This is a genomic window from Escherichia sp. GZ89, from assembly GCF_019366485.1.
Taxonomy (GTDB): domain Bacteria; phylum Pseudomonadota; class Gammaproteobacteria; order Enterobacterales; family Enterobacteriaceae; genus Escherichia; species Escherichia fergusonii.
Genome location: NZ_JAEOHX010000016.1, coordinates 1 through 20,005 on the forward strand (window position 1 = coordinate 1; position 20,005 = coordinate 20,005).

A 20,005-nucleotide genomic window follows, 5' to 3' on the forward strand; every position below is an offset into this window, starting at 1 on the left:
TCCCGATGCATCCGTAGCTCAGCTGGATAGAGTACTCGGCTACGAACCGAGCGGTCGGAGGTTCGAATCCTCCCGGATGCACCATATTCTCCGTAACCTTCAGCAATGAAGGTATCGAAGAGGTAGCGGTATTAACCGCAGGCACCAGGAAGGATAACGTTGCGCCAGCAACGGCCCGAAGGGCGAGCCGCAAGGCGAGTAATCCTCCCGGATGCACCATCTCTTATTTGATATGGCTTTAGTAGCGGTATCAATATCAGCAGTAAAGTAAGTTCTCCCGATGCATCCGTAGCTCAGCTGGATAGAGTACTCGGCTACGAACCGAGCGGTCGGAGGTTCGAATCCTCCCGGATGCACCATATTCTCCGTAACCTTCAGCAATGAAGGTATCGAAGAGGTAGCGGTATTAACCGCAGGCACCAGGGAGGATAACGTTGCGCCAGCAGCGGCCCGAAGGGCGAACGCCAGTGAGTCATCCTCCCGGATGCACCATATTCTCCAAAAATTTCCGTCAAAAATATCTCATTTCTAAATAGCTACTTTATCCATTTTCTGAATATTCTTCTCCTTCGCCATCAGCGACAAAATCAAGCAATTACGCTAAAGTAGCGTCATATTTTTCGACTTGCGAGAAGACCATGTACGAGCGTTATGCAGGTTTAATTTTTGATATGGATGGCACAATCCTGGATACGGAGCCTACGCACCGTAAAGCGTGGCGCGAAGTATTAGGGCACTACGGTCTTCAGTACGATGTTCAGGCGATGATTGCGCTTAATGGCTCGCCCACGTGGCGCATTGCTCAGGCGATTATTGAGCTTAATCAGGCCGATCTCGATCCCCATGCATTAGCCCGCGAGAAAACCGATGCCGTAAGAAGCATGTTGCTCGATAGCGTCGAACCACTCCCCCTTGTTGAAGTGGTGAAAAGCTGGCACGGACGTCGACCAATGGCTGTAGGAACCGGGAGTGAAAGCGCCATCGCTGAGGCACTGCTAACGCACCTGGGATTACGCCGTTATTTTGACGCCGTCGTTGCTGCCGATCACGTCAAACATCATAAACCTGCGCCAGACACATTTTTGTTGTGCGCGCAGCGTATGGGCGTGCAACCAACACAGTGTGTGGTCTTTGAAGATGCCGATTTCGGTATTCAGGCGGCCCGTGCTGCAGGCATGGACGCTGTGGATGTTCGCTTGCTGTGAGTGAAGCTTTATCGCTTTTCTCGTTGTTTGCCAGTAGTTTCCTCAGCGCTACACTATTACCCGGTAATTCCGAAGTCGTGCTGGTTGCAATGTTGCTTTCCGGGGTAAGTCATCCCTGGGTTTTAGTTTTAACAGCAACAATGGGTAATAGCCTTGGAGGGTTAACTAACGTTATCCTTGGGCGTTTCTTTCCATTGCGTAAAACATCGCGCTGGCAAGAGAAAGCTACCGGCTGGCTGAAACGCTATGGTGCAGTCACGCTATTATTAAGCTGGATGCCCGTGGTTGGCGATTTACTGTGTCTGTTAGCGGGATGGATGCGCATCTCCTGGGGGCCAGTAATCTTTTTTTTGTGCCTTGGTAAAGCGTTACGTTATGTTGCAGTTGCAGCAGCGACCGTTCAGGGCATGATATGGTGGCACTAATTGTAGGCCTGCACACATGGTCACCATTACAGTTATGCTAATTAAAACGATTTTGACAGGCGGGAGGTCAATTTGATCCCGGACGTATCACAGGCGCTGGCCTGGCTGGAAAAACATCCTCAGGCGTTAAAGGGGATACAGCGTGGGCTGGAGCGCGAAACTTTGCGTGTTAATGCTGATGGCACACTGGCAACAACAGGTCATCCTGAAGCATTAGGTTCCGCACTGACGCATAAATGGATTACTACCGATTTTGCGGAAGCATTGCTGGAATTTATTACACCAGTGGATGGTGATATTGAACATATGCTGACCTTTATGCGCGATCTGCATCGCTATACGGCGCGCAATATGGGCGATGAGCGGATGTGGCCGTTAAGTATGCCATGCTATATCGCAGAAGGTCAGGACATCGAACTGGCACAGTATGGCACTTCTAACACCGGACGCTTCAAAACGCTGTACCGTGAAGGGCTGAAAAATCGCTACGGCGCGCTGATGCAAACCATTTCCGGCGTGCACTACAATTTCTCTTTGCCCATGGCATTCTGGCAAGCGAAGTGCGGCGATATCTCGGGCGCTGATGCCAAAGAGAAAATTTCTGCGGGCTATTTCCGCGTTATTCGCAATTACTATCGTTTCGGTTGGGTCATTCCTTATCTGTTTGGCGCGTCTCCGGCGATTTGTTCTTCTTTCTTGCAAGGAAAACCAACGTCGCTGCCGTTTGAGAAAACCGAGTGCGGTATGTATTACCTGCCGTATGCGACCTCTCTTCGTTTGAGCGATCTTGGCTATACCAACAAATCGCAAAGCAATCTTGGTATCACCTTCAACGATCTCTACGAGTACGTAGCGGGCCTTAAACAGGCAATCAAAACGCCATCAGAAGAGTACGCGAAGATTGGTATTGAGAAAGACGGTAAGCGGTTGCAAATCAACAGCAATGTGCTGCAGATTGAAAACGAACTGTACGCGCCGATTCGTCCAAAACGCGTTACCCGCAGCGGCGAGTCGCCTTCTGATGCGTTGCTACGTGGCGGCATTGAATATATTGAAGTGCGTTCGCTGGACATCAACCCGTTCTCGCCGATTGGTGTAGATGAACAACAGGTGCGATTCCTCGACCTGTTTATGGTCTGGTGTGCGCTGGCTGATGCACCGGAAATGAGCAGTAGCGAACTTGCCTGTACACGCGTTAACTGGAACCGGGTGATCCTCGAAGGTCGCAAACCGGGCCTGACGCTGGGTATCGGCTGCGAAACCGCGCAGTTCCCGTTGCCGCAGGTGGGGAAAGATTTGTTCCGCGATCTGAAACGCGTGGCGCAAACGCTGGATAGCATTAACGGCGGCGAAGCGTACCAGAAAGTGTGTGATGAACTGGTCGCCTGCTTCGATAATCCCGATCTGACTTTCTCTGCCCGTATCTTAAGGTCTATGATTGATACTGGTATTGGCGGAACAGGCAAAGCGTTTGCTGAAACGTACCGTAATCTGCTGCGTGAAGAGCCGCTGGAAATTCTGCGCGAAGAGGATTTTGTAGCTGAGCGCGAGGCGTCTGAACGCCGTCAGCAGGAAATGGAAGCCGCTGATACCGAACCGTTTGCGGTGTGGCTGGAAAAACACGCCTGACAGAAAAGAAAAAGGCCACTCGTGAGTGGCCAAAATTTCATCTCTGAATTCAGGGATGATGATAACAAATGCGCGTCTTTCATATACTCAGACTCGCCTGGGAAGAAAGAGTTCAGAAAATTTTTAAAAAAATTACCGGAGGTGGCTAAATGCCGTTGTTAGATAGCTTCACAGTCGATCATACCCGGATGGAAGCGCCTGCAGTTCGGGTGGCGAAAACAATGAACACCCCGCATGGCGACGCAATCACCGTGTTCGATCTGCGCTTCTGCGTGCCGAACAAAGAAGTGATGCCAGAAAGAGGGATCCATACCCTGGAGCACCTGTTTGCTGGTTTTATGCGTAACCATCTTAACGGTAATGGCGTAGAGATTATCGATATCTCGCCAATGGGCTGCCGCACCGGTTTTTATATGAGTCTGATTGGTACGCCAGATGAGCAGCGTGTCGCTGATGCCTGGAAAGCGGCAATGGAAGACGTGCTGAAAGTGCAGGATCAGAATCAGATCCCGGAACTGAACGTCTACCAGTGTGGTACTTATCAGATGCATTCGTTGCAGGAAGCGCAGGATATTGCGCGTAATATCCTGGAACGTGACGTACGCATCAACAGCAACGAAGAGTTGGCGCTGCCGAAAGAAAAGTTGCAGGAATTGCACATTTAGTCAGTAAACTATCTTCACAATTAATTGAAAAAAGCCAGTTCAAATGAACTGGCTTAGTTGTACTTAGTGCGCACCGCCTCCGCCGCCACCTGCGCCAAAGGGCGGTTTAGCAAACCACACCAGCCCCAGCAAGACGAGGAATATCCCGGCTGACATCCAGAAGATCTCATTGGCGGAAATAATCAGCCCCTGATTGGTGATCTGCTGGGCAATCCAGCCTGATGCCTGCTGTTGCGTCATCCCAAGCCCTTCCAGTTGACTGTACATCGCCTGAGCGTTCGGGTTAAACGGGTTTACTGACTCGGTTAACTGTGCGTGGTGCATCGACTCGCGGTTAGTCCACATGGTGGTGGTGATGGATGTGCCGATAGACCCCGCCAGCGTTCGCGTAAAGTTAGAGAGGCTCGATGCCGCCGCCAGTCGTTCCGGTGGCAAACCAGACAGCGTAATGGTGGTCAGCGGCATAAAGAAGCAGGCCACCGCGAAGCCCTGGATAAACTGCGGCCAGGCCGACGCGCCAAAATCCATACCCGGTTCAAAGGTATAAGCACGCCAGTAGAAGCAGACGGCATACATAATAAAGCTGAAGGTTACCAGTCGCCGCATATCCAGTTTATGTGCGAAGCGGCCGATAATCGGCGACAGGATCACCGGAATAATCCCTACCGGCGCAGAGGCCAGCCCAGCCCAGGTTGCTGTATAGCCGTAGACTTCTTGCAATAACTGCGGCAGCAGAACAATAGCGCCGAAGTAAAGCATGTACGCGAGGCTGATACACAAGCAGCCGATGGTGAAGTTGCGCGATTTAAACAACGACAGATCGACTATCGGATTATCGTCAGTTAGCTCCCAGACAATGAGGAAGCTGATAGCCACCACCGCCACCACGGTGAGGATGATTATTTCCTGCGATGAGAACCAGTCCAGCTCTTTACCCCGGTCGAGCATAATCTGCAGGCTGCCGATACCAATCACCAGCAGTGCCAGCCCCACGGCATCAATCCGCCGCCGTTCGGTGCGGGTTTCGCGTCCGCGCAGGGTTTGCAGTGTCATCAACACCACCGCCACGCCAATCGGCACGTTGATGAAGAATATCCAGCCCCAGTGGTAATTATCGCTGATATAACCGCCGAGGATCGGGCCGCAAATTGGCGCGACAATCACCGTCATCGACCACAACGCCAGCGCGATCGAGCGTTTTGCTGGCGGGTAGTTATTCAGCAATAGACTTTGCGAAAGCGGGATCAACGGCCCGGCGACTATTCCCTGAATCACGCGGAAGAAGATCAGCATATTCAGGCTGCTGGAGACACCACACGCCCACGATGCAATAGCAAAGGCGATGGTGGACCAGAGGAATAGTTTCACCTCCCCGACACGCTTTGCCAGCCAGCCGGTAAGCGGGATCGAGATGGCATTCGCCACCCCGAAAGAAGTGATTACCCACGTTCCCTGGCTGAGCGATGAGCCCAGGTTTCCGGCGATAGTGGGGATCGCTACGTTAGCAATGGTGGAGTCCAGCACCTGCATGAATGTCGCCAGTGACAGCGCAATCGTCATAATGACCAGTTGCGCGCCTTCCAGCGGTTTTTGCTGTTGCATCACACGCACCTCTGGATTAGCCAGCGTTAGCTTTTACGATATCGTCGATCAGTTTATTGACAGGTGCCAGGCTGATTTCACGCGCGGTGCTTACCGCGACCGGTGTGGAACGTACTTTATTTGCCAGTACCTGACCGTCACGGTTAGTGGTATTGACGCTCACCAGCGTGGATAAACCGATACGCAGCGGGTATTGCTCCAGCTGTTTCTGGTCCAGTTCAATACGCACAGGCAGACGCTGAACGACTTTGATCCAGTTACCGGTGGCATTTTGCGCCGGAAGCAGTGAGAACGCGCTACCTGTGCCCATATCCAGACCAACCACTTTACCGGTGTATTTCACATCATCGCCGTAAATATCGGTGGTGATGGTGACCGGCTGACCGATACGCATATTGGCAATCTGCGTTTCTTTAAAGTTGGCATCCACCCACATATTGGTGGCTGGAACGACCGCCATCAGCGGCGTCGTTGGGCTAATTTGCGCGCCAGGCTGTACTGCGCGGCGGGAGACATAACCGGTCATCGGACTGACAATACGGGTACGCTCCAGCGCCAGCCAGGCGTTACGTACTTCGGTGGCAGCCTGTTGCACGGCAGGCTGATCTTCCAGTTTAGTCCCCAGAATCATCGCCTGATTGGCATTGTATTGTTGAATCGCGACATCCAATTGCGCCTGGGCACTGGTCACCGCGTCGCGGGCATGTTGCAGCTCTTCGCGACCAATCAGGTTGGCATTGCCCAGCGGCACACGACGGTTGTAGTCGCTTTGTGCTTTCGCGAGGGCGATTTTCTGCACCTCAATATTCGCCTGCAACTGTTTGCTGTTAATCATCAGCTGGTGGGTTTGGCGAACGCTGGAAGCCAGTGCCGTTTTGGCTTTTTCAAACGCCTGGCGAGCATCTGTCGGGTCGAGAGTGACCAGCACATCGCCTTCTTTTACAAAATCGGTGTTATCGGCCCAGACTTTCGTCACGCTGCCTGACACCTGAGACATAATTTGAATCTGATTCCCTGCCACGTATGCGTCATCGGTTTCTTCGAAATGACGTAGTACCAAAAACCAATAAATCCCTATCGCTACGGCAATAATTATAAAGAGCAAGGTGAGAAGCAGGAGCAGACGCTTACGTTTGCCGCTCTTCTTTACCGGTTGCTGCGGGGTTTGAGTCTCCGCATTTGCGCTCATACTGTTCTCCACGATCTTCTTAACTCATCGGCTGAGCCGACCTGCTTGCCAAAAAGGCCAGCATGTTGCGATGCTGGCCAGTCATTTTTTCTTTTATAAATCTGGATTTTTGAGCGAGATGACGCGTTAGCTCATCGCTTCGAGAACCACACCGTCTTGTTCCATCTGGTCGAGACGTGAGAGCAATTTGCGGGTGATTTGCTCGAGCTGATCTTTTTCTGTTGTGCTGAGCGCGGACCAGAGTTGATGCAGGCAATTATGCTGCGGTGGTAAAACCTCGCGCAAAAACTCGTGACCTTTTTCCGTTAATTGCAGATGCAGGCAACGACGATCGTTATCGCTTTCACGACGTTCGATCCAACCCCGTTTTTCCAGTTCATCTGCAATACGCGTCGCGTTGGTACGGGAAGAGCCCAGCGCACAGCTTAGTTCAGAAGGCTGAATACTGTGATTTTCCTGAGACTCAAGCGTAATCAACGCCATAAACAACGTCTCGTTAATCCCCTGAGCCTTCAGCATTTTATTGCGGTTCTCCAGCAGCTTGCTTTGCATATGCATGCAAAGACGGGTCAGAAGGATCTCCTGATAAGGAAAATCTTCGTGACGGCTGGCGCGAAATTTTAGCATTTGTTCAATGGGCGTAAACGAACTATCCATTTGGGTATGACCTCATTAATTTCAGCCGATATAGTAACGACAGTGACAAATAAAGTAAATGTATTGTTTTAGAAAAATGATTCTTTTGGTTTATATAACCGCCATCACTTTCCAGGCTAATCCGTAGCCCAGCGCACTCAAAAGAGTCGGAACAATGATGCTGCGTGTTTTGTAAAAACTCGCTCCCAGTACAGCAAAACCCACCAGCGTTGGAATGAACCGACGGCTGTCATGCATCACTTCTGGTGCAGTAGAAACAACCAGCAGTGCGCAAATCGAGGCGATGCCAATTGTGTCGAGTAAGATCCCGATCGTGCCGCGCCGTCCGGGGCGGACATTACCGACCCGCAGACGTAGCGGCAAATAGCGAAAACAGTAGTTAACCGCGCCAACCAGCAATCCAAGCAGCAGAACCTCATAACTCATCTGGAGCTCCTTGCCAGAACGCCTGAATTAACGCGGTAATACAACCACAGACAATACCTGCCAGAATGGCAACGGGGATAGAAAACAGCGTTACACCCGCAAGGGCACCAACTAACGCTGCGGTAACGCAAAGCGATTGTTTGCGTTGAAAAGAGGCGAGCAAAAAGCTCATAAAAAGCGCGGGCAACATAAAGCCTAATGCTGCTTCAACAGCAGGATAGCCTTGTAACAGACCGCTGCCAGAAAATGCGCCTATCACCGTGCCAAATACCCAGGACGACCAGGAGCTGAAAGCAATCCCGATCATCCAGTTTTCACTCCAGCGGCGATTATTACGTACCAGTTTTGCGGTTGCAGCAGCAAAAACTTCATCCGTCAGGCCAAACGCCCACAGTGCCGTTTTCGGTTTACTCAAACGCAGAGCAATGCGGCTACGCAACGACGGACCATACAGCACATGGCGTACATCCATCGCCATTACCGTCAGCGCCGCGACCCATAAACTGCTGCCAGCTGCCAACATGGTTGTAATGACGAACTGGCTCGCCCCTGCATAAATAATGCAGGAGAAAAACAGACTTTCGACGGGCGTAAAGCCCAGACGAGTCGCATTCATGCCAAATGCAAACGCTACCGGAATATAACTAATAACAATCGGTAAACTGTCTTTGCATCCTTCCATGAAAGTTGCCGAACCAGAAGCGGGCAGAGGGGCAGGGCTTTCCATAGAGTATTACGCTTATCTACCGCTAAAATTATAAATAGAGTGAATGAATATCATAACCTTATCAGACTGGGGGGCTTCTTAACACCCTTATCAGTGCAAAGCCACGTAAACGGTTGCCAATCGATTAATTTGCGGCTTCCTGACGGTGAAATCCTCGCCACCAGACCAGTAAATTCAACAGGGCAAGTGATGCGCCCGCCAGGCAAACACCTGTCCACCCTGCATGTTGCCATGCAGAGGCCGAAATCAGTGAACCGGCGGCGCCGCCAATAAAATAGCTGGTCATATATCCTGCGGTCAGACGATTACGGGCATCAGGGTAAATTCGGTAAATTACGGTCTGATTGGTGATATGCACGCCCTGTACAGTGAGATCCAGCACCAGGATGCCGATAATCAGCGCCAGTACGGATGTGTGACCAAACCAGATCGCCAGCCATGAAAGTAACAGCAGCAGCAGACCGAAAGTTGTGGTGTGGTGCGATTTGCCCTTATCGGCAAAACCGCCCGCCGGACGAGCGCCCAACGCTCCGGCAGCTCCCGCGAGTCCAAACAGACCAATTACGCCATCGCTGTAATTAAAAGGCGGTGCGGCGAGCAAAAAGGCCATTGAGGTCCAGAGAATGCTGAAGTTGGCAAAGGTCAGGCAGCCCAGCAACGCGCGGGTGCGCAGAATTTTATCGCTGATAAACATGCTGAAAACGGAACCTAACAACTGCGGGTAGTTGAGGTGGGTTTCTGATTTCATTTGTGGCAGACCACGCCATAATGCCAGCGCCATCAGTGCCATTAACACCGAGGCAACCCAAAAGACGGTGCGCCAGCCGCCGAGGTTTGCCAGTAACCCGGCAACGGTTCGTGCCAGTAAGATCCCCAACAGCAGACCGCTCATAATGGTGCCAACCACTTTGCCGCGTTTGTCTGGTGAAGCCAGCGTCGCTGCCAGCGGAACCAGAATTTGTGCCACGACCGAGAATAAACCGGTTAATGCCGTACCGAGGATCATCATCGCCAGCGACTGACTGCTGGCGGTAATCAACATACCGCCCGCTGCCAGTAAGGTCATCGAGACAATCAGGCGGCGGCGTTCAAACATATCACCGAGGGGAACAAGAAACAGCAGACCTGCGGCATAGCCCAACTGCGCGGCGGTAACAATAAAGCCTGCCGAACTGGCGGAAAGGGAAAAGTTACGCGCGATGGTGTCGAGTAATGGCTGGGCGTAATAGTTACTGGCTACCGCCAGACCGGTGGCGATAGACATCAGCACGATCAGCGCCGGGCTAAGCTCATGATTGGTTTTAGTCATTGTTTTTGTTTATCAGGTGATGATTAAGCTGGAAATCAATAATAGCGGATGTTGATGAATATGGGATGAAAGATAGATTGTTGAAATGTGCGGTGTGGTTTGTAGGCATGATAAGACGCGGCCGCGTCGCATCAGGCATTGTGTACAGAGCGGCGGATGCGGCGAAAACGCCTTATCCGCCCGAATAAAAATTACTTCTGCGCTGCCAGCGCCTCATTCACCCAGCCATCGAACTGCTGCTGGTGGGCTTTGATCCAGCCATCAACGTGTCCCTGAATATCGCCTTCTGAGGCTTTGCCGTCATGCATGATGGCGTTCTGGGCGTTAATGTCTGCCACCGGCAACTGCATAATGGCAAACAGTTTGGCTGCCGCCGGGTTTTTCTCAGCCCAGGCTTTGTTGGCAACGATATGCATGGTGCTGACCGGGAAGCCATAATTCGCACCATTCGGCAGTTTAGTGTCGGCGTTTTTATCACCCGGCAGTGCGGAGAACGGCACCTGCAACCAGACGACATCTTTGCCCGGCTTCAGTTCGTTACTCACCCAGTATGGCGTCCAGGTGTAGTAAAACACCGGTTTGCCCTCTTTGTAACGACTGATGGTGTCAGCCATCATCGCTGCGTAGTTCCCCTGATTATGCGTCACCGTGTTGGTCAGTTCATACGCGGCAAGCTGGTGGTTGATGGCACCTTCGCAGCCCCAGCCTGGGTTACAACCGGTTAAATCCGCTTTACCGTCGCCGTTGGTATCGAACAGTTTGGCGATCTTCGGATCTTTCAGTTGCGCGATGTTGGTGATTTTGTACTGGTCGGCGGTTTTCTTATCGATCAGGTAACCTTGTGCCGCACCGTTAACAAATACCCCTTCACGATAAAATTTCTTATCGCCACCGGCAGCTTCGTACATGTTGTCATGCAGTGGCGTCCAGTTCACCGCGGTAAAGGTCGCATCGCCAGAAGCAAGCGAGGTGTAGCCAACGTTGTAATCCACTTCGCTGGGTTTATTGACGGTATAACCCAATTTCTCCAGCGCACGGCTGACCAGCAGCGTCTGGAAGGTTTCTTCGGTGATGGTGCTCTGAACTGGGTTAACGGTAATGCCTTTGCCCGGCAGATCGGCAGCAAAAGTTTGTGTAGAGATAAGCGTGGCAAACGCTGTCGCAAAAAGTACGCTATGTCGCATTGTTATTCCTTTTTTTGGCAGGGTGATATGCCCGGCGTCACCGGGCAAGTGCAGAGTTACTTAATGAATGGACGGGTCAGCAGACCGACAGGGCCAGTGGTGTACCAGCGACGGTTGCCGCGACTGCGTGAGTCGCGCCCAACGGCCTGCGTCAGGCGGTCGAGGATAATGGCGAGGATCACAATCCCGACGCCGCCAACGGTGGCAAGGCCCATATCCAGACGACCGATACCGCGAAGTACCATCTGACCCAGCCCGCCGACGGCAATCATTGAGGCGATGACCACCATAGAAAGAGCCAGCATTAGCGTCTGGTTAACGCCCGCCATTATGGTCGGCATCGCCAGCGGTAATTGAACTTTGAACAGCATTTGACGCGGGCTGGCACCGAATGAGCGCGAGGCTTCAATTAAATCCGCCGGAACCTGGTTAATACCAAGAATAGTCAGACGGATAATCGGCGGCAGAGCAAAGATTATAGTCACCACTACGCCCGGCACGTTGCCGATACCAAACAGCATGACGATTGGCACCAGATAAACAAACGCTGGCGTGGTCTGCATGGCATCAAGCAGTGGACGAATAATTTTCGCCGCTCGCGGACTTCTCGCCAGCCAGATCCCCAACGGCAAACCGATGACGATACAGAACAGCAGGGCGGTTAACACCAGCGCCAGAGTAACCATTGCCTGTGACCAGGCACCGATTGCGCCGATAGCAATCAGCGAAACCAGCGTCGCCACGCCCATTCCGACACCGGAAATTTGCCAGGCTATGAGAGCGAAAACGATAATCGCCATCGGCGCAGGCATACCCAGCAGCAATTGCTGGAAACCGTTGAGGATGTAATCAACCGGAACGCGCACGCCCTGGAAGACGGGACGGAAATGGGTAACGACCCAGTCGATCCCTTCAGTTACCCAACTGTCGAGCGGGATCAGCGTTTTATGGAACGGATCGAGAATATTAAAATGCTCGACGTTTGGTGCAGGCGTACTGGTCAGCCAGTCAGCGCCACCGCCGTCAGTCGGTGCAGTCGCCGGTGTACCCCAGGCGTCTGCGGATTGTGCGGCACTGTCCGCCGCTGGCGTGGTATCCCACGGATTATTTTGATCAGCCATTATTTACCCCCTCACGATCTAAAGCGCGCAGCAGCATTCCTTTCGAAATAATGCCGACATATTGTTGGTCCTCGTCGACCACGGGCACCGCACAGGGCGCTTGTCCGACATGAGAGAGCAACTCGCTAAGAGGCGTTTGCGCATCGACCGCTAATGGCGCATCAATCAGCGCCGCATCAAGACCTTGCTGCTGCGTTAACGCGGTTTTAAGCGAATCGATAGACACAGCGCCGACAAATCTATTACCGCGTTCGATAACGTAGCCATATTCGCGATCTTCATCCTGCAATAATTTCAATGCCGAACGTGGGCCGAAGCCAGGGGTTTTACGAATTAAGCCATTCGGTGTCCGACGGGCAATATCTTTCGCACTGAATACCTGACTAATATCAACGCCACGGAAGAAGGTACGGACATAATCATTCGCCGGATTATTGAGAATTTCATCCGGTGTGCCGACTTGTACCACTTCGCCATTTTGCATAATGGCAATTCGGTCGCCAATACGCATAGCTTCATCGAGATCGTGGGAAATAAAGACAATGGTGCGCTGATGTTTCGCCTGTAATTTTACCAGCTCATCCTGCATCTCAGTGCGAATTAATGGATCGAGCGCTGAGAAGGCTTCATCCATTAATAAGATATCCGGATTAATTGCTAATGCGCGTGCTAATCCGACGCGTTGACGCATCCCACCAGAGAGTTCGTCCGGGTAGCTATGGGCATAATTTTCCAGCCCGACCTGACGCAGTGCATCAATGGCTTTTTCCCGGCGTTCTTCGGCATTAATTCCGGCCAATTCCATACCGAACGCGGTATTGTCCAGCACGGTCATATGCGGCATTAAGGCAAAGGACTGGAAGACCATCGCAATCTTTTTTCTGCGCACCTCACGGAGTTCGGCGTCGGATATTTTTGCAATATCCACACCATCAATCAGCACTTGCCCGCGGGTGGGTTCAATCAGGCGATTGAGAAGGCGTACCATTGTGGATTTACCCGAACCGGATAATCCCATGATGACAAATATCTCGCCTTCTTCAATGGCCAGACTGGCGTCTTTTACGCCAAGCGATAGCCCGGTTTTTTCCAGAATTTGTTCTTTTGAAAGTCCTTGTTCGATATATTTGAAAGCTCGCTGTGGATGCTCGCCAAATATTTTATAAAGATTTTTAATTTCTAATTTAATTGCCATGCAATAGAAAGATTCCTGTTATTTGTTTATGTCGATATATTACCCAATGGAAATAGTCACTTTTTTCTACCCTAACATACTGAGAATCTGAGGCAACCCCTGAGGTCAAATGTGGCATGAATATTGACGCGAGCAAATCGCCGGAATTTCCCGTGATATAAGGGCTGAGAGCAAATCGAGAAAAGTTGATATTTTTTGTCATAGATAGCGAAAAAACGCCTGAATATTGTGGTTTCAGGCGAATAATGCAACAGATTATCAGTGTAGATCACCACAAAATATTTGCGTGATAAAAAGCTATTTGGCAGAAATTAATTTCCTGCTGTGGTTGGTGATATTTTGAAAAATAGCCCCGTCAGAAATTCCAGTCTTCATCTAGTGTTTCGACCGCTTTTCCCATCACGTAAGAGGAGCCTGAACCAGAAAAGAAATCGTGATTTTCATCGGCATTCGGCGAAAGCGCGGCGAGGATTGCCGGATTTACTTCCGCCATTTCTGCGGGAAATAACGGTTCGTAGCCCAGATTCATCAACGCCTTATTGGCGTTGTAACAGAGAAACGCTTTCACATCGTCAGCCCACGGGGTTTCGGCGTACAATTCATCGGTGTATTGCAACTCGTTGTCGTAAAGTTCCAGTAGCAAATCGAAGGCGAAACTCTTCAACTCTTCACGTTGCGCCAGGGAGATCTTTTCAAGGTTTTTCTGATATTTATAGCCGATGTAATAACCGTGGACTGCTTCATCGCGGATAATCAGACGGATCAGGTCTGCGGTATTGGTCAGCTTTCCGCGGCTGGAAAAATACATCGGCAGCCAGAAACCGGAATAGAACAAAAAAGATTCAAGAAACACACTGGCGATTTTCTTTTTCAGCGGATCATCACCGCGATAATGTTGCTGAATAATCTGTGCTTTTCGCTGCAACGACGCGTTTTCCTCACTCCAGGTGTAGGCGGCATCGACATCTTTGGTCTGGCAGAGTGTCGAGAAAATCGAACTGTAAGAACGGGCATGAACCGCTTCCATAAAGCTGATATTTGATAATACCGCCTCTTCATGGGGCGTGAGTGCATCGGGCATCAGTGAAGGCGCGCCGATAACATTTTGCAGCGTGTCGAGCAGCGTCAGGCCAGTAAAAACGCGCATCGTCAGTTGTTGTTCTGCGGCACTTAATGTCTGCCACGCAGGAATATCGTTCGACAGCGGCACCTTTTCCGGGAGCCAGAAATTGCTGGTCAGGCGGTTCCACACCTCCAGATCTTTATCGTCAGATATCTTATTCCAGTTGATGGCGCTGATACGTGAGAGTTTCATAGATATTCCTTAAAGCGCGCAGGAGACGCAGCCTTCAATTTCAGTACCTTCCAGCGCCATCTGACGCAGGCGGATGTAGTAGAGCGTTTTGATACCTTTACGCCAGGCATAAATCTGCGCTTTGTTGATATCGCGAGTGGTGGCGGTATCGGGGAAAAACAGCGTCAGCGACAGCCCTTGATCGACATGGCGAGTCGCTTCGGCGTAGGTGTCGATGATCTTTTCTGCGCCGATTTCGTAAGCGTCCTGATACAGCGCCAGATTTTCGTTAGTCATAAACGGGGCAGGGTAGTAAACGCGTCCTGTTTTGCCCTCTTTGCGTATCTCTACTTTCGCCACAATCGGATGAATACTCGACGTGGCATGGTTGATATAAGAGATGGAACCGGTTGGCGGCACCGCCTGGAGATTCTGGTTGTAAATGCCATAGCGCATTACGTCATCGCGCAGTTGCGCCCACATTTCGCGGGTAGGTAACGTGATACTGCTACGAGCAAACAACTCGCCAACTTTCGCCGTTTTCGGTTGCCAGTTACCTTGCAGATATTGGCTAAAATATTCACCGCTGGCATAGCGTGACTGTTTGAACCCGGCGAAGGTTTCACCGCGTTCGCGCGCCAGCAACATTGAGGTACGCAGCGCGTGCCAGGTGATGGTGTAGAAATAGAGATTGGTGAAATCCAGTGCTTCCGGCGAACCATAGGCGATGCCTTCTCGCGCCAGATAACCGTGTAAATTCATCTGCCCCAGACCGATAGCGTGTGAGGCGGCATTTCCGGCTTCGATGGACGGCACGCTGCGAATATGACTCATATCTGACACCGCAGTTAAACCGCGTACGGCGATCTCTACCGTGCGGGCAAAGTCGGGGGAATCCATGGTGTGGGCAATATTCAACGAACCTAAATTGCAGGAAATATCATGGCCTGTGCGGGCATAGTCGAGATTCTCGTCATACTCTGAGGCGCTGTTAACCTGCAAAATTTCTGAGCAGAGATTGCTCATATTTATGCGCCCGGCGATAGGGTTAGCACGGTTAACCGTGTCTTCATACATGATGTAGGGATAGCCGGACTCAAACTGGATTTCTGCCAGTCGCTGGAAGAAATCACGGGCGTTGATGTATTTTTTGCGGATGCGTTCATCGGCTACCAGTTCGGCATAGTGTTCGCTGATGGCGATATCGGCAAACGGCTTGCCATAAACTCGCTCAACGTCATAGGGCGAAAACAGTGCCATCTGCGCATTCTCTTTTGCCAGATGGAAAGTGATATCCGGGATCACCACCCCCAGCGACAGTGTTTTAATGCGGATTTTCTCGTCGGCATTTTCCCGTTTCGTATCGAGAAAACGCAGAATATCGGGATGATGGGCATGTAAATAGACTGCGCCAGCACCCTGACGAGCGCCGAGCTGGTTGGCATAGGAAAATGCGTCCTCCAGCATTTTCATCACCGGAATCACGCCAGAAGATTGATTTTCAATACGTTTAATTGGCGCGCCCGCTTCCCGCAGATTCGACAGCAAAAATGCCACGCCGCCGCCGCGTTTCGACAGTTGTAGTGCGGAATTTACTGCCCGGCCAATCGACTCCATATTGTCTTCAATACGCAGCAAAAAACAGGAAACCAGTTCGCCGCGCTGCCGCTTACCGCAGTTGAGGAATGTCGGTGTTGCAGGCTGAAAGCGTCCTGACAGCATCTCATCGGTCAGTTGCGTCGCCAGTGTTTCATCGCCTTGTGCCAGCGTCAGCGCCACCATCGTGACTCGATCGGCAAAATCTTCCAGATAACGCTTACCGTCGAATGTCTTCAACGTATAGCTGGTGTAAAACTTCCATGCTCCGAGGAATGTCTGAAAACGAAAACCGCTGGCGTGTGCGTGGGCAAACAGCGTAATGACAAAATCGCGAGAGTAGCGGTTGAGGACGTTTTCATCATAGTAACCTTCGTTGACCAGCCAGTTCAGGCGCTGCTGCTGGCTACTGAAGGTCACACTGTTAGGACGCACATGCGTCGCCATAAAGGCGTCAACGGCCTGGCGATCTTTATCGAACTGAATGCGACCTGCGCTATCGTAAAGGTTAAGCATCGCATTCAGGGCGTGGTAATCCATTGTTTCCTGCGTCAGGCGTTCTGCGGTTGTCGTTGCCAAAATTCGGTTACTCCTTTACGAACGTTTTCGATATCGCTTTGCGTACCCATGAGTTCAAAGCGGTACAGCCACGGCACGCCGCATTTCCGGGCAATCACATCTCCGGCGCGGCCATACGCCTCACCAAAGTTGCGATTACCCGAAGCAATAACGCCGCGAAGCAACGCCCGGTTGTGCTCGTCGTTTAAAAAGCGAATTACCTGTCGTGGCACCGCGCCAGCCGTACCGCCGCCGCCGTAAGAGGGCACGATCAGGATGTAAGGCTCGTCTACCTGAATCCGTTCCCGCTCATTGAGCGGGATGCGCACTGCGGGCAGCCCTAAACGTTCGATAAAACGCTGCGTATTTTCGGAGCTGCTGGAAAAGTAGACAAGCTGGCTCATGCACTGGCCGCGTGTGGTGCTGGATGCAGACGGTTGATCATGTCCGGGCGGAAACCTGACCAGCTAAGATCGCCTGCAATCACGACCGGCAACTGACGAAAGCCCTGAGCACGCAGCGCTTCCGCTGCTTCAGGAACGCGATCGACATTAATCATTTCAAAATCAAAGCCCCGGTTTTCCATCGCCCGTTTGGTGGCGTGGCACTGAACGCAATCGTTACGAGTGTAAATAGTAATGCGCATGATTCGTATTTCCGTTTAAAATGAAGATACGGCGCGATGATACGCGTCGGGTTGTCTCTCTGTTGATACAGAGATACTAGATGTAGTTGAAAAAAGATTCAACCATACAAGATATGGGAATTTTAGATTGATTACACCACCGATGAATGGCTCAACGGGGTAGGGGATTTTGTGTTTTTTTGCCGGGCGATTGCCCGGCATCAGGAAGTTACATCCGCATGGAAACGGCCAGGCGGTTAAAGCAATTCATCAGCCCGATGGCAAATGTTAAGTCGCTGATTTCTGCTGCGCTGAAATGCTCAAGCAAAGGCTGATAAACGTCGTCTTCCGCATGGGTTCGGGCAATATCGGTCACCGATTCCGCCCATGCCAGCGCCGCCCGCTCGCGATCGTCAAAATGATGGCTTACGCGCCAGCCTGCCAGGGCATCCAGCTTATGCTGCGGCACACCGGATTTACGTAATGCTTTGCTGTGCATCTCCAGACAAAATGCGCAACCATTGATTTGCGAGACGCGCAAATAAACTAACTCCATCAGCGTAGTTTCCAGCGTGCTATTTTCCAGCGCCGTTTTGGCCTGCACCAGCGCGTTATATACCGTTGGGCTAAGTTCGTAGTAAGGCTGACGTAATGTAGTCATACAGTTTCTCCTCTTATTAACGCCCGCAATGTAGCACTATAATGGACTGCTAAAGAGAGCCATAAATTACCTAAAAAAGCAGACCATATGCCGCGCTATCAGGATATCGCCCGTCAGTTAAAAACGGCTATTGAGCAAGGGGAACTGAAACCCGGCGCAAGGCTGCCTTCAAGTCGTACCTGGTCGCAGGAACTGGGGGTGTCTCGATCCACTGTCGAAAATGCGTATGCTGAGCTGGTGGCGCAAGGATGGCTGATCAGGCGGGGACAGGCTGGCACATTTGTCAGTGAGCAGATATATCCGCAACAATCTACTGTACAAGTTGTGGCTTTTGCCGGTGAAAGTCAGCAACCGTTGCCATTTCAAATGGGATTACCCGCACTCGATCTCTTTCCGCGAGAGCTGTGGGCGCGGGTGATGGGGCGTCGCCTTCGTACCCAGACACGCTTTGATTTGGCGTTAGGCGATGTCTGCGGTGAGGCGGCGTTGCGTGAGGCAATAGTTGATTACTTACGCGTTTCACGTGGGATTGATTGTCAGCCAGAGCAGGTCTTTATCACTCACGGTTATGCGGCCTCAATGGCTTTAATTCTGCACGCGCTGGCGAAACCGGGAAACGGGATGTGGATGGAAGATCCCGGCTTTCCACTGATTCGCCCGATTGTCACTCGCCACGGTGTGGAAATTTTGCCTGTGCCGGTTGATGACAACGGACTGGATATCACAAGCGGAATACAAAATTATCCTGATGCGTGTTTTGCCCTGATAACACCAGCACACCAAAGCCCGCTGGGTGTGGCGCTCTCTTTAGCGCGCAGGCATCAGATACTGGAATGGGCAGAGCGTAGTCAGGCATGGATTATTGAAGATGATTATGACAGTGAGTTTCGCTATCACGGTAAGCCGTTACCGGCGTTAAAAAGTCTCGATGCACCGCAGCGGGTAATTTATGCCGGAACATTCAGCAAAGCACTATTTCCTGCATTGCGCTGTGCGTGGCTGGTGGTGCCGGTGAAGCAAATTGCACAATTCCGCCACCAGGCGTCACTGGCTCCATGTGCGGTACCTGTTCTATGGCAGAACACACTGGCAGACTTTCTTCGCGAGGGGCATTTCTGGCGGCATCTGAAGAAAATGCGTCAGCATTATGCTCAACGTCGGCAATGGATTGAGCAAGCGTTGACGCAGCAGGGATTTGAGGTTGTGCCGCAGAAAGGTGGTATCCAGATGGTGATCAGAATGATGGGCGATGATATTGCCCATGCGCGTAAAGCCAATGCTGCAGGCCTTGCGGTGCAGGCACTTAGCGACTGGCGTATCCGCTCAAGTGGGGAAGGTGGATTACTTCTCTCTTTTACCAATATCGTTAACGAAGGTATGGCGCGACAGGTAGCACAACAATTACGTAAAGCCTTAAGCTAAAAAACCCCGAAATCAGGTTCCGGGGTCAAGACGCGTATTTATTATCATTGTTGCACTACGATTTGCGCATGCTCAACAGTGCGCCGATAAAAATACCTACCGCAGCTGCTGTACCCACGCTACACCAGGGTCTTTCACGAACAAAAGAATCCGCGCAGCCAACGGCATCGCGCGCGGCTTGCTGGACGCGAGTACGACCATGCATTCGCGCTCTGGTTTCTTTCAGCAATGCCTGAGCTTTATTGCGTGCGGCTTCGGCTTCCCCTTTGGCGTCGCTGCCCCAGGACTTCAATACAGATTCGAGACTGTCAGCCAATTGATTGACATCATTCTGGATATCCTGCACGCCATCATCGACGTCGTTGCGGTTCGGTCGGTTAAACATATGATCCCCCATTAGAATTCGATGTAATTTTCAGTGTAGACCATAATTTTCTTAACTGAGATTCATCGCGGCTTTATGGACTTTTCTGAAAGCGTTGTGAATGCGCAATCAGGTAAGGTAGGCCCGCGGT

General features: G+C 51.5%; 20 protein-coding genes and 2 tRNA genes. 7 read left to right on the forward strand and 15 right to left on the reverse strand.

The features are described 5' to 3' along the window. The first annotated feature begins 7 nt into the window (after positions 1-7). From K0335_RS19325 to luxS, 6 genes are all read left to right on the forward strand, one after another. Positions 8-84 (forward strand) — tRNA-Arg (locus tag K0335_RS19325). A gap of 198 nt (positions 85-282) precedes the next feature. Then, positions 283-359: transfer RNA gene (locus K0335_RS19330), tRNA-Arg, on the forward strand. Between the two features lie 279 nt (positions 360-638). Beyond that, the gene (gene yqaB, locus K0335_RS19335; RefSeq protein WP_000273299.1) at positions 639-1,205 is read left to right on the forward strand and encodes a fructose-1-phosphate/6-phosphogluconate phosphatase; all 567 of its coding nucleotides are present in this window, start codon (positions 639-641) and stop codon (positions 1,203-1,205) included. Then, positions 1,202-1,630: a YqaA family protein gene (locus K0335_RS19340; protein WP_001287461.1), complete on the forward strand. Its 429-nt coding sequence runs from the start codon at positions 1,202-1,204 to the stop codon at positions 1,628-1,630. Before yqaB ends, K0335_RS19340 begins: the two co-directional genes overlap by 4 nt. Positions 1,631-1,702: 72 nt before the next feature. After that, positions 1,703-3,259: a glutamate--cysteine ligase gene (gshA, locus tag K0335_RS19345; RefSeq protein WP_086676125.1), complete on the forward strand. Its 1,557-nt coding sequence runs from the start codon at positions 1,703-1,705 to the stop codon at positions 3,257-3,259. Between the two features lie 149 nt (positions 3,260-3,408). Continuing rightward, the gene (luxS, locus tag K0335_RS19350; RefSeq protein ID WP_001130208.1) at positions 3,409-3,924 is read left to right on the forward strand and encodes an S-ribosylhomocysteine lyase; all 516 of its coding nucleotides are present in this window, start codon (positions 3,409-3,411) and stop codon (positions 3,922-3,924) included. Positions 3,925-3,987: 63 nt separating this feature from the next. Here the strand turns inward: luxS and emrB are convergent, their stop codons facing one another. The 14 genes from emrB to K0335_RS19420 all read right to left on the reverse strand — a co-directional run bounded on the left by emrB (position 3,988) and on the right by K0335_RS19420 (position 18,068). Beyond that, the gene (gene emrB, locus K0335_RS19355) at positions 3,988-5,526 is read right to left on the reverse strand and encodes a multidrug efflux MFS transporter permease subunit EmrB (RefSeq protein ID WP_012599898.1); all 1,539 of its coding nucleotides are present in this window, start codon (positions 5,524-5,526) and stop codon (positions 3,988-3,990) included. Between the two features lie 16 nt (positions 5,527-5,542). Next, entirely contained in the window at positions 5,543-6,715 is a 1,173-nt protein-coding gene (gene emrA / locus K0335_RS19360) for a multidrug efflux MFS transporter periplasmic adaptor subunit EmrA (protein ID WP_001295175.1), read from the reverse strand. A 126-nt stretch (positions 6,716-6,841) separates the two neighbouring features. Further along, the gene (gene emrR / locus K0335_RS19365; protein WP_000378442.1) at positions 6,842-7,372 is read right to left on the reverse strand and encodes a multidrug efflux transporter EmrAB transcriptional repressor EmrR; all 531 of its coding nucleotides are present in this window, start codon (positions 7,370-7,372) and stop codon (positions 6,842-6,844) included. 90 nt (positions 7,373-7,462) lie between these two features. After that, entirely contained in the window at positions 7,463-7,798 is a 336-nt protein-coding gene (gene ygaH / locus K0335_RS19370; protein WP_000119758.1) for an L-valine transporter subunit YgaH, read from the reverse strand. Continuing rightward, positions 7,788-8,525, reverse strand: coding sequence for an L-valine exporter subunit YgaZ (ygaZ, locus tag K0335_RS19375; RefSeq protein ID WP_000445603.1), 738 nt, complete (start codon positions 8,523-8,525; stop codon positions 7,788-7,790). Before ygaZ ends, ygaH begins: the two co-directional genes overlap by 11 nt. Positions 8,526-8,649: 124 nt before the next feature. Next, a complete protein-coding gene (locus K0335_RS19380; RefSeq protein WP_000169333.1) occupies positions 8,650-9,834 on the reverse strand; it encodes an MFS transporter in 1,185 nt (394 codons plus the stop codon). 191 nt (positions 9,835-10,025) lie between these two features. After that, positions 10,026-11,018, reverse strand: coding sequence for a glycine betaine/L-proline ABC transporter substrate-binding protein ProX (gene proX / locus K0335_RS19385; protein WP_001216525.1), 993 nt, complete (start codon positions 11,016-11,018; stop codon positions 10,026-10,028). 56 nt (positions 11,019-11,074) lie between these two features. Beyond that, the gene (gene proW / locus K0335_RS19390) at positions 11,075-12,139 is read right to left on the reverse strand and encodes a glycine betaine/L-proline ABC transporter permease ProW (RefSeq protein WP_000774973.1); all 1,065 of its coding nucleotides are present in this window, start codon (positions 12,137-12,139) and stop codon (positions 11,075-11,077) included. Then, positions 12,132-13,334, reverse strand: coding sequence for a glycine betaine/L-proline ABC transporter ATP-binding protein ProV (gene proV, locus K0335_RS19395; protein WP_000985484.1), 1,203 nt, complete (start codon positions 13,332-13,334; stop codon positions 12,132-12,134). The genes proW and proV overlap by 8 nt, the downstream gene beginning before the upstream one ends. A gap of 355 nt (positions 13,335-13,689) precedes the next feature. Next, positions 13,690-14,649 (reverse strand): class 1b ribonucleoside-diphosphate reductase subunit beta, encoded by a 960-nt coding sequence (nrdF, locus tag K0335_RS19400; protein ID WP_000777914.1) that lies wholly within the window; start codon positions 14,647-14,649, stop codon positions 13,690-13,692. A 9-nt stretch (positions 14,650-14,658) separates the two neighbouring features. Beyond that, the gene (gene nrdE / locus K0335_RS19405; protein WP_104920121.1) at positions 14,659-16,803 is read right to left on the reverse strand and encodes a class 1b ribonucleoside-diphosphate reductase subunit alpha; all 2,145 of its coding nucleotides are present in this window, start codon (positions 16,801-16,803) and stop codon (positions 14,659-14,661) included. Further along, complete coding sequence (nrdI, locus tag K0335_RS19410) at positions 16,776-17,186, reverse strand: class Ib ribonucleoside-diphosphate reductase assembly flavoprotein NrdI (RefSeq protein ID WP_000080947.1); 411 nt, start codon at positions 17,184-17,186, stop codon at positions 16,776-16,778. Before nrdI ends, nrdE begins: the two co-directional genes overlap by 28 nt. Beyond that, positions 17,183-17,428 (reverse strand): glutaredoxin-like protein NrdH, encoded by a 246-nt coding sequence (gene nrdH, locus K0335_RS19415; protein ID WP_001223227.1) that lies wholly within the window; start codon positions 17,426-17,428, stop codon positions 17,183-17,185. Before nrdH ends, nrdI begins: the two co-directional genes overlap by 4 nt. A gap of 208 nt (positions 17,429-17,636) precedes the next feature. After that, positions 17,637-18,068: a carboxymuconolactone decarboxylase family protein gene (locus tag K0335_RS19420; protein ID WP_000209820.1), complete on the reverse strand. Its 432-nt coding sequence runs from the start codon at positions 18,066-18,068 to the stop codon at positions 17,637-17,639. 87 nt (positions 18,069-18,155) lie between these two features. On the opposite strand from K0335_RS19420, the gene K0335_RS19425 reads away from it, so the two are divergent. After that, positions 18,156-19,490 (forward strand): PLP-dependent aminotransferase family protein, encoded by a 1,335-nt coding sequence (locus K0335_RS19425; RefSeq protein WP_104920120.1) that lies wholly within the window; start codon positions 18,156-18,158, stop codon positions 19,488-19,490. 55 nt (positions 19,491-19,545) lie between these two features. Here K0335_RS19425 and K0335_RS19430 read toward each other — a convergent pair whose 3' ends face one another. Next, positions 19,546-19,875, reverse strand: coding sequence for a DUF883 domain-containing protein (locus K0335_RS19430; protein ID WP_002431851.1), 330 nt, complete (start codon positions 19,873-19,875; stop codon positions 19,546-19,548). Between the last annotated feature and the right edge of the window lie 130 nt (positions 19,876-20,005).